Consider the following 10,343-nt stretch of genomic DNA (forward strand, 5'->3'; position numbering starts at 1 on the left):
TCATCCCCGTGGCCACATGGCGCGGGAAAGTAGTGACAAACGTCACTCCCGCCGGGTCGCGCAGGATGGAAAAATGAAAGCCACCAGAAAGGCAACCTCCAGATTGAGGATCCATCATGAAGGAAGCAACGGGCGAGAAGGACAAGGGTCAGACTCGCGGCAACGCGCCTGCGGTCCACGTCGAGAACCTCGTGAAGCGCTACGGAGAGCTCGTCGCAGTCGACCATCTGTCGTTCGACATTGCGGCCGGGGAGGCCTTCGGCCTGCTCGGCCCAAACGGGTCGGGCAAGACGACCACCATAAACTGCATCCTGCAGCTACTCAGCTATGACCACGGTGACATCAGCGTCTTCGGCAAGCCGATGCGGCCGACGAGCTACGACCTCAAGCGCCGGATCGGAATCGTCCCGCAGGAGGTCGCGGTGTTCGACGAGCTCACCGTTCGCGAGAACATCGACAGCTTCTGCGCCCTCTACGTGAGCGACCGCACGCAGAGGCGCGAGCTGGTCGACAGGGCCATCGAGTTCGTGGGGCTTCAGAAGTTCGAGAAGTTCAGGCCCAAGAAGCTCTCCGGCGGATTGCTGCGCAGACTCAACATCGCATGCGGCATCGCACACGACCCCTCCCTCATCATCCTCGACGAGCCCACGGTCGCCGTCGACCCGCAGAGCCGCGAGGCCATCCTCAGTGGGATCGAGAAGCTCAACAGGGAGGGCGCGACCATCATCTACACCTCCCACTACATGGAGGAGGTCGAGCGGCTCTGCAAGCGGATCCTCATCATGGACCACGGCCGCACGGTCGCAAGCGGCACTCCCGACGAGCTCAAGGCCATGATCGGAACTGGTGAGAAGATCTCCATCGAGACCAGCGAGCCCACGGACCAGGTGCTCGAGGACCTCAGGAGAATACCCTGCGTGAGGCAGGCGACGTTCGAGGGTGGGATGCTCCGCATGCAATGCCTGAATGGCGAGCACAACCTTTCCGACGTTCTCGAGGCCCTGACGAAGGATGGCGTCCCCTATGGTCGCGTGCTCTCGGAGCCGCCCACGCTGAACGACGTCTTCCTTGAGATCACCGGGCGCGCCCTTCGCGACGAGGCCTGAAAGGAGGAGTGATGCTCGCAAGCTTCAAGACAACCGTCCTCTCGCTTCTGAGGGACAAGTCCATGCTGCTCTGGGCCCTTCTCTTCCCCATCGTCCTCACGTGCATCTTCATGGGAATGTTCTCCGGGCTCAAGACCGCCTACTCGGCAGTCGGGTCGGACCTCGGTGTCGTGCGGAGCGACGCGTTCGACTCTGAGCAAGGTCTGCGACAGACGCTCCGCTCGATCTCCTTGGCCTCCAACAAGAACGGGATCGTAAAGCTAAGCTACTTTGACAGCGAGGCGTCTGCGCGCAAGGCAATCGCGGACGAGAAGATCGACTCATACCTCACGGTGGACGAATCGGGACGAATCTCCCTCCACGTCGGCCAGAGGAGCCTGGGCGCGAACGGCTCGCTTCCCACCACGATTCTCGCCTCCGCGCTCAACTCCTATCTGCACGCAAGGAACGCCACGATCGCCGTCATGTCGACGGCCGCCTACGCAGGCAGCGCGCCGGTCGACTTCTCCTCAAGCGACGGCGTCTCGATCAAGCGGCTCGCCCTCACCAAGAACGCACCCGACCCGGACGTGAGGTACTACTTCTCGCTCCTCGCAATGACCGCCGGCATCGGTGCGTCTGCCGCCATGTTGAGCGTCCAAAGGCTGCAGCCAACGGCAAGCGCCGTCGGAGCCCGTCAGTCCGTCTCGCCCACCCCGCGCTGGCGCATGCTCGTCGGAACACTGCTCGGCTCGTGGCTCTGCCAGTTCGCGTGCATGCTCGCCGCACTTCTCTTCATGGCGCTCGTGGCACACGTCGACTTTGGCACCGGTGCCGCCCCGCTTCTTCTGGCAACCGCAGCGTCCTCGCTCACCGGTTGTGCCGCCGGTGCGATGCTTGGCACCATTCCCCACATGGAAGGCGGAATGATATCGGGAATAACCTGCCTCCTCTCGCTCTTCACCGGCCTGTACGGCACTGCGTCACAGCTAATCGCCGACTCCGTCGAAGCCGCGGTACCCGGCCTCGCACACGCAAACCCCCTCTGGCAGATGACGAACTGCTTCTACTCCCTCCTGTACTACGACTCGTACGGACCGTTTCTCTCCAGCATCGCCGCACTTCTCGTCATGACCGTCATCTTCCTGGCAATTGCGGCCCTTCGCATGAGGAGGATCTCCCATGGGCGGCTATAAGACATGCATGAGGATCGTCCTCTCCCATCGCATCTACATCGTCATCTACCTTGTGCTCATGTCCGCCATCGGGCTCACCATCGGCATGCTCACCCATTCGGGGTCGACCGCGACGTTCAAGCCGACCGCCGCGAACGTCGCCGTGGTGGACCATGACGGATCGGAGCTCTCGAAGGCGCTCTCCTCCCGCGTCTACGCGGGGAACGACAAGGTGCAGATTGGCAACGGCAAGCGCGCGGCACAAGATGCCATAGCCAGGGACTACGTCTCGTACCTCCTCGTGATTCCCAAGGGATGGGGAGAAGAGCTCATGGCTGCCGCAAAGGCCGGCAAGAAAGCCCCCGCACTCAGCTCGTCCGTCTCGTTCAGCTCGGGCAAGGGGCGCCTTGTGGAACTCACGGCATCCAGCTACTCGAACATGCTCTACAACATGGCAGCAACCTTGGGCGGAAGCCAGGAAGACGTCGTGTCCGCAGCCAACGGCGCTTGGCAGGGAAACGTGAGCGTGGGCGTCGTCAAGAGCAAGGCCACTCCGCTCCCGTCTTCGCTTCGCGTGGCGGCCGAGTTCTCGTCGTACTCGATCTTCGCAAGCGTCACCGTCGTCATCGCGGTCCTCATGCAGTCGCTCAACAAGCCCGAGGTGGCCCGTCGGCGTGCGGCCTCATCGCAGCCCGCACGGACCAGGAGCGCCTCGCTGCTCGCAGCATGCCTGACCATCGCGCTCGTGGCATGGGCCTGGAACTTTGGTCTGCAGGTCCTCTTCCTTGGACAGGACGCCACCGTCCACGAGCCCACGCAGCTCGCACCGGTTGGCGCCGCGGAGCTCTCGTACAGCCTGTTCTCCGCAGCCGTGGGCTTCCTCATCGGCCAGATCGGCTTCTCGGAAAACGCCTCGAACGCAGTAGCCAACATCTTCGGAATGGCCTTCTCCTTCCTCGGTGGAGCCTGGACGGGCCTGTCCCTCCTACCCGACAGCCTGATTGCCATAGCGCACTTCACGCCCGCCTACTGGACGACGCTCGCCATCGAGGGCGCCTCCAACATGGAGACGGTCACGTCTGCCGCCGTGGGGTCCCTCCTGGCTGACGTGGGAATATGCGCTCTCTTTGGCATCGCGGTCCTTCTCGTGGGACTCGTGGTTGGTAGGGACCGCTCCACAGCAAGGGCCTCTTAGGCCCCTGGGCGTCACGTCGTGGCGCAATTGCGGAATTCATGGCTATCAACGCAGGTAAAGGACCCAATGCGGTATGGTTCTCTGGTTATCAGCACACCCCTGGCGCCGCGCGCCAGACAACCACGTGAAAGCGAGACCCGAATGAAGCTCACCGGAAGCCAGATCCGCCAGCTGCGAAGCATGTGCAACCAGCTCAAGCCCACCATCTCCATCGGCAAGGCAGGCGTCGAGGCCGTCATCGGCACCGCCGAGCAGGAGCTCGAGGCGCACGAGCTCGTCAAGTGCACCGTGCAGGGAACCTCCGGGCTTGACACCCGCGAGGCGGCAGACGAGCTCGCCCGCCTCACCAACGCCACGGTCGTCCAGGTGATCGGCCATAAGTTCTCGATCTACCGCGAGACCAGCCGCAAGGACGTCGAGAAGATCAAGCTGTCGTAGCCCAAGCAGTTCTCTAGACTGTCAGCAAGCACAGGAGGCACCTCACGGCCCGGACACCCGGGCCGCTTGCTACGGAGGCGAAAGGCATGAGGAAGATTCTCGTCGTAGTCGACATGCAGAACGACTTCATCGATGGCGCGCTGGGCACGCCGGAGGCGCAGGCAATTGTGCCGAACGTCGTCGCGAAGATGAAGGGCTATCCAAAGGCGGACGTCTTCGCAACGCGCGACACGCACCCCCAGAGCTACCTCGACACGCAGGAGGGCAAGTACCTGCCCGTCCCCCACTGCATCAAGGGCACCGAGGGCTGGCAGCTTCGCGACGAGGTCGCGGAGCTCGTTGCGCCAGAGAACGTGATAGACAAGCCCACGTTTGGGTCCGTTAGGTTGGCGCACCTGATGGCCGAGCTGGCGCAGAGGGACGAGCTTGAGATCGAGCTCGTCGGGCTCTGCACGGACATCTGCGTGGTGTCGAACGCCCTTCTCCTCAAGGCAGCGCTTCCTGAGGTGAGGATCAGCGTCGACCCCACATGCTGCGCCGGAGTGACGCCCCAAAAGCACGAGGCCGCACTCGAGACCATGCGCTCCTGTCAGATTCAGGGCCTCTAGCAAGAAGTCCGGGTCGCCTACCCGGCAACATCGCCAGAAAGCAAGAAGCGGCGGCCGCCACAAGACGGTCGCCGCTTTTGCTTGGGTTGGAGCAAAGACCTAGATGAACTGCGCCTCGAGCAGCTTGAGCCCCGTCTTGGTACGAAACACTCGCTCGCGCAGCGACTCCGCCATGCGGCGGCGCGCGTCGACGTCGTCCTCGGAGTCCTCGTACACGTTAACCAGCATGTCGGCCTCGATGAGCACCTGCAGGTCATCGTCGTGCGCGCCGGCGTAGTGATGATGGTGGGCCACCAGCCAGCACACGCGGTCGACCACCTCGGGCGCGTAACCCAGGCGCTCCATCATGGGACGGGCCTCCTTTGGCCCAAGCTCCTCCTGGTGGGTGCCAATCGAATCGCCGTAGACGCGCTCGCTCTCGTGGATGCCGATGTCATGCACCAGGGCGGCAGCCTCCACAACGTAGCGTTGGTCAGGGTCCATGCCCTCCGCGAGCGCGATCGTGCGCGTCAGCGCGTGCACCTTCACGAAGTGCTGGATCCTCTTTGGGTCCAGACGGTCGTATTCGAACATCGCGAGCTCCAACGCGACATGGTCCTTGGGCGTTTCTGCCATGCGTCCTCCTCGTTTGGTTTTGGCCATTGTACACGCGCCGGATACCCAATCATTCGAATCGAGTCGGCCCGGAAAACTAGAATCAAGCCAATGGGCACCGTCTGGATGGAAGTGACGCCATGACACCGCAAGAGTTCGACGAGGCCGAGACGTACTGGACCAGCCGCGAGGCGGATTCCAAAAGGATGCCGCAAGACGAGCTGCGGAAGGCGGTCGACGGCTTCCTCTCCTCGCACAACACCTGTGCGCTCGCCTGCGGGGCGGGCGACTTCGTGCGTTGCACGCCGCTCGAGTACGCCTACCGCGATGGCGCGTTCTGGATCTTCTCGGAGGGCGGGCTCAAGTTCCGCGCGCTCAGGCGCAACACAAACGTGAGCCTCGCCGTCTTCGAGCCCTACTCCGGCTTCGGCAAGCTCGAGAGCGCCCAGGTAACCGGCACGGTGACGATCGTGGACCCAGGCAGCCCCGAGTTCGCCAAGGCGGCGGCCGAGAAGGGCATCCCTGCCAACATGCTCGACAAGCTGCGCTCGCGTCTCCACCTCATCAAGGTCGAGCCCACACGCATCGACTACCTGTGCAGCGCCCTCAAGGAGCACGGCTACGACCCGAGGCAGTGGCTCGAGCCATAACGACGGTATGATCTGCGTAGCGAACGCACAGGGGCGCCTCCCGCATGCTGCGCGGGAGGCGCCCCAATCGTTGTCGAACTTCAAGTTTTGATTGCCTTCGGGCATTTTGCGCCCGCAGGTGCGCAGGCGGTTCTTCTCGCCTACGCGACCTCCTCGAACTGCGACTGGTACAGCTGGGCGTAGAACCCGCCACGGGCCAGCAGCTCCTCGTGCGTGCCCTTCTCCACGATGTCGCCGTCGCGCAGCACCAGGATCGAGTCCGCGTTCTTGATGGTCGAGAGCCTGTGCGCGATCACGAAGCTCGTGCGGCCGACCATCAGCTTGTCCATGGCGCGCTGGATGCGCCACTCCGTGCGCGTGTCGACGTTGGAGGTCGCCTCGTCCAGGATGAGGATCGGGCGGTCGGCCAGGACGGCGCGCGCGATGGTCAGCAGCTGGCGCTGTCCCTGGCTCACGTTCGTGGCGCCCTCGTCCAGCTCGAAGTCGTAGCCGCCGGGCAGCGACTTGATGAAGTGCTCGCAGTGGGCGTAGCGCGCCGCGGCCTCCACCTCCTCGTCCGTGGCGTCGAGCCGGCCGAAGCGGATGTTCTCGCGGATGGTTCCCTTGAAGAGCCAGGCGTCCTGAAGGACCATGGAGAAGTTCTGCCTCAGGTCCTCGCGGGCCACGTCGCGCACGTCGTGCCCGTCGACCCGGAGCGCCCCGCCGTCCACGTCGTAGAAGCGGAGCAGCAGCTTCATGAGCGTCGTCTTGCCGGCGCCCGTGGGCCCCACGATGGCCACGGTGCGGCCGGGTTCCACGTCCGCGCTGAAGTCGTGGATGATCGTCTGCCCGGGCAGGTAGCCAAACGACACGTCGTCGAACGTGACCTCGCCCTTGGAGCCGCCGATCTTCTCCACCGGATTGCCCGTGGCGGGGTCGAGCGCGGCGGTCTCCGGCTCCTCGGGGGCCTCCAGGAACTCGAACACGCGCTCCGCGCACGCGGCCATCTGCTGCAGCACGTTGGACACGGTCGCGAGCTGGGTGATGGGCTGCGTGAAGTTCTTGACGTACTGGATGAACGACTGGATGTCGCCTGGCTGGATGGCGCCCGAGACGGCCAGGCCCGCGCCCACGACCACGACGGCCACGTAGCCCATGTTGCCCACGAGGTTCATGAGCGGCTGCATGAGGCCGGAGAGAAACTGGCTCTTCCACGCGCTCTCGTACAGGAGGTCGTTCTCGCGGTCGAAGTTCCGCACGGCGCGCTCGCCCTGGTTGAAGGCCTGGATCACGACCTGGCCGGAGAAGTCCTCCTCCACGCGGCCGTTCACGGCGCCGAGCTGCTCCTGCTGCTGGCGGAAGTAGCGCTGCGACCACTTGATGAGCACGCCCAGGATCGCGGCCGAGACCGGCAGCGTCACGAAGGTGACGCCCGCCAGCGGCACGGAGATCGAGAGCATCATCACCGCGACGCCCACGACCTGCGTGACGGAGGTCACGAGCTGGACGAGTCCCTGGTTGAGCGACTGGCTCAGCGTGTCCACGTCGTTGGTCATGCGCGAGAGCACGTCGCCCTTGGATATGGCGCCGCCGTCGAAGTACGAGAGCGACACCTTCGAGATCTTGTCCGCGATCTCGCCGCGCATGCGGTACACGACCTTCTGCGTGACGCCGGTCATGATCCAGCTCTGCGCGCCGGAGGCGGCGGCGCTCGCCAGGTAGATGCCAAGCAGCCACATGAGCGCACGGGCAATCAGGCCGAAGTCGATCCCGCCCTTGCCGGCCGCGGCCGCCTGCGCCCCGCGGATGACCTCCGTGGTGGCGCCGCCCAGGACCTTTGGCCCCACGACCGAGAAGAGCACGGACGCGATCGCGAGCGCGACCGCGGCCACGAGCCCCACGCGGTAGACGCCCATGTAGTGCAGGAGCTTGCGCATGGTGCCGCCAAAGTCCTTGGCCTTCTCGCCCGGCGCCATGCGGCTCCCCGGGCCGTGGGGCCGCATCGGCTTCCTGGGCTGCTGCGTTCTTTCTGCCACGCTACTCATCCCCCTCGAGGCCGAGCTCCTTGGCGCTCAGCTGGCTCTTGGCAATCTCCAGGTACTCCGGGCAGTCGCGCAGGAGCTCCTCGTGCGTGCCCCGCCCCACGACGCGCCCCTCGTCCAGCACGACGATCTGGTCCGCGCCCATGACGGTGGCGATGCGCTGTGCCACGACCACGACGGCCGTGTCCGCGCAGTCGCGGGCGAGCGCCTGGCGCAGGCGCGCGTCCGTTGCGTAGTCCAGCGCGGAGAACGAGTCGTCCAGCACCAGGACCTCGGGATGCGTCGCGAGCGCGCGGGCTATGGCCAGGCGCTGGCGCTGTCCGCCGGACACGTTGGTGCCGCCCTGCGTGATGGGCGAGTCCAGGCCGCCCTCCTTCTGGGACACGAGCTCGGACGCCTGGGCCACCTCGACAGCGCGGAGGAGCACCTGCTCGCGGGAGGCGTCCTTCTCGCCCGTCGCGCCCTTCTCGCCCGCCGGGGCCTCGGGGGCCGCGTCAGGCAGGCCGAAGGCGACGTTGGAGCCGATGGTCCCGGAGAACAGAAAGCCCTGCTGGGACACGTAGCCCACACGGGAGCGGAGGTCGGCCAGCGACATCTTGCGCAGATCGACGCCGTCGAGCGTGATGGAGCCGGCCGTGGGGTCGTACAGGCGCGGGATCAGCTGCACCAGTGTGGACTTGCCGGAGCCCGTGGAGCCCACGATGGCCGTGACCCTGCCTGGCGCCGCGGTGAGGCTCACGTCGCTCACGACGTCGCCCTCGGCGTCGGGGTAGTGAAAGCTCACGTGGTCGAGGCGCAGCTGTCCGCGCGGGGCGTCCGCCGCCGGCGCGACGGGGCGCTCCGGCTCGCGCACGGCGGGCTCGACGGAGAGGACCTCGCGCACGCGGCCGACGGAGACCTCGGCGCGCGGCAGGATGACGGCGACCATCGACACGATGAGGAAGCTCATCACGATCATCATGGCGTAGCTGATGAAGGCCATCACGTCGCCCGCGCGCATGGCGCCCGTCGCGACGCCGTGCGAGCCAAACCACACGATGGCGACGGTGGAGACGTTCATCACGAGCATCATGAGCGGCATCATGAGCGTCATGGCGCGGTTGACGAAGAGCTGCGCGTCGCGCAGGTCGCCCGAGGCCGCGTCAAAGCGCTCGAGCTCGTGGCCCTGGCGACCGAACGCGCGGATGGTCATGATGCCGTCGAGCATCTCGCGCGCAAGGAGGTTCACGCGGTCGACCAGCGACTGCATGACCTTGAAGCGCGGCATCGTGAGCGAGAAGAGCACCGCCACGACCCCCAGCACGGCCAGGAGCGCGGCACCCACGATCCAGACCAGGCCGCCGCCCATGGTGAGCACCTGCACCACGGCGACGACGCCCATGATCGGCGCGAACACGACCATGCGCAGCATGATGACGATCATGTTCTGGATCTGCTGCACGTCGTTGGTGCAGCGCGTGATGAGCGACGACTGCGAGAAGCGCGTGACCTCCGCGGGCGAGAAGGACATGACCTTCTTGAAGACGTCGTGCCTGAGGTCGCGCGACACCGCGGCCGCGACGCGCGACGCGACGAGGCCCGAGAGCGCGCCCGCCACGAGCGAGCCCACGCAGAAGCCGAACATCACAAGGGCCATGTGGCCCAGGTAGGACATGTTTCCGGCCTTGGAGCCCACGACGCCCACGTTCACGATGGCGGACATGTAGCGCGGCAGCGACAGCTCGCACAGCGACTGCACCAGGAGCAGCGCAAGCACCGCCGCCACCTCGCGGCCATGCCCGCGCAGAAGCCTTACCAGACTCACTCGGCATCATCCCCCTCGCCCGTGACGTCGCGCACGGCGTCCGCCAGGCGACCGAACAGGCGCACGAACTCGCGGGAGTCCTTCTCGCCCAGCCGGCCCAGCACGATGGCCGTGAAGCGCGTCACATCGGCGAAATACTCCCGGAGCTTCGCCTCCCCCGACTCGGTCAGGCGCACGATCGTCTGACGCCGGTCGCTCGCGCTCCGCGTCCTCGTGACGTACCCGGCCTCCTCCAGCTGGTTGAGCGTCTGCGCCATGCGCGCCGTCGAGACGCGGCACCTGCGCGCGAGCTCGCCCGCAGTGAGCTCGCCGCCCGCGTGGTGCAGCACGTGCATCGCGTCCTTCCGACCGCGACCGTCCCAGCGACGCGCCGCGGCACCCATGTAGAGCCGCAGCCTGCGCCCCTCCGTCATGAGTTCGTGCGCGAGCTCCTCGTACGCGCCGTCACGGTCGGCATCCGCGTCCGTCCCGGGGCACTCGAACTTCTCGTCCTCCACGTCCCTCTCCTTTTTGCTAAGTCCCTTAGCTAACGGAGAAGAGCATACCCCTGCGCACGGGCATTTTGCTAAGGGGGTTAGAATTATTTGGAATTCACACGCGCGACACAACGGGTCGGATGGGGTACGCTTCCCCTGCGCCGCCCTGGACCGGCCGGGGCGACGGATTGCGGGAGGCGCCATGGCAGACGAGTACATTCCCCTTGCGTACGGACGGACGCGCTGCTACCTACTGCTGGGCAGCCGCCGCAACGTGATGGTCGACACCGACCTCGC

The 10,343-nt window shown here is 65.7% G+C and carries 10 protein-coding genes; 6 read left to right on the forward strand and 4 right to left on the reverse strand.

All coding sequences use genetic code 11. The features are described from left to right. Positions 1-116 precede the first annotated feature (116 nt). The 5 genes from ACI38Z_RS06015 to ACI38Z_RS06035 all read left to right on the forward strand — a co-directional run bounded on the left by ACI38Z_RS06015 (position 117) and on the right by ACI38Z_RS06035 (position 4,501). Positions 117-1,106, forward strand: coding sequence for an ABC transporter ATP-binding protein (locus tag ACI38Z_RS06015; protein WP_439789287.1), 990 nt, complete (start codon positions 117-119; stop codon positions 1,104-1,106). 11 nt (positions 1,107-1,117) lie between these two features. Further along, positions 1,118-2,281, forward strand: coding sequence for an ABC transporter permease (locus ACI38Z_RS06020; protein ID WP_439789288.1), 1,164 nt, complete (start codon positions 1,118-1,120; stop codon positions 2,279-2,281). Beyond that, a complete protein-coding gene (locus ACI38Z_RS06025) occupies positions 2,268-3,455 on the forward strand; it encodes an ABC transporter permease (RefSeq protein WP_439789290.1) in 1,188 nt (395 codons plus the stop codon). The genes ACI38Z_RS06020 and ACI38Z_RS06025 overlap by 14 nt, the downstream gene beginning before the upstream one ends. 141 nt (positions 3,456-3,596) lie before the next feature. Next, a complete protein-coding gene (locus ACI38Z_RS06030) occupies positions 3,597-3,893 on the forward strand; it encodes a YhbY family RNA-binding protein (protein WP_439789291.1) in 297 nt (98 codons plus the stop codon). An 86-nt stretch (positions 3,894-3,979) separates the two neighbouring features. Next, positions 3,980-4,501, forward strand: a complete 522-nt coding sequence (locus ACI38Z_RS06035; RefSeq protein WP_439789292.1) for a cysteine hydrolase family protein — start codon at positions 3,980-3,982, stop codon at positions 4,499-4,501. Positions 4,502-4,600: 99 nt separating this feature from the next. On the opposite strand, the gene ACI38Z_RS06040 is transcribed toward ACI38Z_RS06035, so the two are convergent. Further along, positions 4,601-5,116, reverse strand: coding sequence for an HD domain-containing protein (locus ACI38Z_RS06040; RefSeq protein ID WP_439789293.1), 516 nt, complete (start codon positions 5,114-5,116; stop codon positions 4,601-4,603). 119 nt (positions 5,117-5,235) lie between these two features. Between ACI38Z_RS06040 and ACI38Z_RS06045 the strand changes: the two genes are divergently transcribed. Then, positions 5,236-5,745, forward strand: a complete 510-nt coding sequence (locus ACI38Z_RS06045) for a pyridoxamine 5'-phosphate oxidase family protein (RefSeq protein WP_439789294.1) — start codon at positions 5,236-5,238, stop codon at positions 5,743-5,745. A 140-nt stretch (positions 5,746-5,885) separates the two neighbouring features. Here ACI38Z_RS06045 and ACI38Z_RS06050 read toward each other — a convergent pair whose 3' ends face one another. The 3 genes from ACI38Z_RS06050 to ACI38Z_RS06060 are packed head-to-tail and all read right to left on the reverse strand — an operon-like array spanning position 5,886 to position 10,067. After that, the gene (locus ACI38Z_RS06050; protein ID WP_439789295.1) at positions 5,886-7,760 is read right to left on the reverse strand and encodes an ABC transporter ATP-binding protein; all 1,875 of its coding nucleotides are present in this window, start codon (positions 7,758-7,760) and stop codon (positions 5,886-5,888) included. A gap of 1 nt (position 7,761) precedes the next feature. Continuing rightward, complete coding sequence (locus ACI38Z_RS06055) at positions 7,762-9,570, reverse strand: ABC transporter ATP-binding protein (protein WP_439789296.1); 1,809 nt, start codon at positions 9,568-9,570, stop codon at positions 7,762-7,764. Then, positions 9,567-10,067 (reverse strand): MarR family winged helix-turn-helix transcriptional regulator, encoded by a 501-nt coding sequence (locus ACI38Z_RS06060; protein WP_439789297.1) that lies wholly within the window; start codon positions 10,065-10,067, stop codon positions 9,567-9,569. Before ACI38Z_RS06060 ends, ACI38Z_RS06055 begins: the two co-directional genes overlap by 4 nt. Between the last annotated feature and the right edge of the window lie 276 nt (positions 10,068-10,343).

This window comes from Parafannyhessea sp., from assembly GCF_051876455.1.
Classification (GTDB): Bacteria; Actinomycetota; Coriobacteriia; order Coriobacteriales; family Atopobiaceae; genus Parafannyhessea.

Bases quoted from the DNA above. Each gene is read 5' to 3' on its own strand.
- ACI38Z_RS06040 (WP_439789293.1), bottom strand. From the start codon at position 5,116: ATGGCAGAAACGCCCAAGGACCATGTCGCGTTGGAGCTCGCGATGTTC.
- ACI38Z_RS06020 (WP_439789288.1), top strand. From the start codon at position 1,118: ATGCTCGCAAGCTTCAAGACAACCGTCCTCTCGCTTCTGAGGGACAAG.
- ACI38Z_RS06025 (WP_439789290.1), top strand. From the start codon at position 2,268: ATGGGCGGCTATAAGACATGCATGAGGATCGTCCTCTCCCATCGCATC.
- ACI38Z_RS06015 (WP_439789287.1), top strand. From the start codon at position 117: ATGAAGGAAGCAACGGGCGAGAAGGACAAGGGTCAGACTCGCGGCAAC.
- ACI38Z_RS06045 (WP_439789294.1), top strand. From the start codon at position 5,236: ATGACACCGCAAGAGTTCGACGAGGCCGAGACGTACTGGACCAGCCGC.
- ACI38Z_RS06035 (WP_439789292.1), top strand. From the start codon at position 3,980: ATGAGGAAGATTCTCGTCGTAGTCGACATGCAGAACGACTTCATCGAT.
- ACI38Z_RS06030 (WP_439789291.1), top strand. From the start codon at position 3,597: ATGAAGCTCACCGGAAGCCAGATCCGCCAGCTGCGAAGCATGTGCAAC.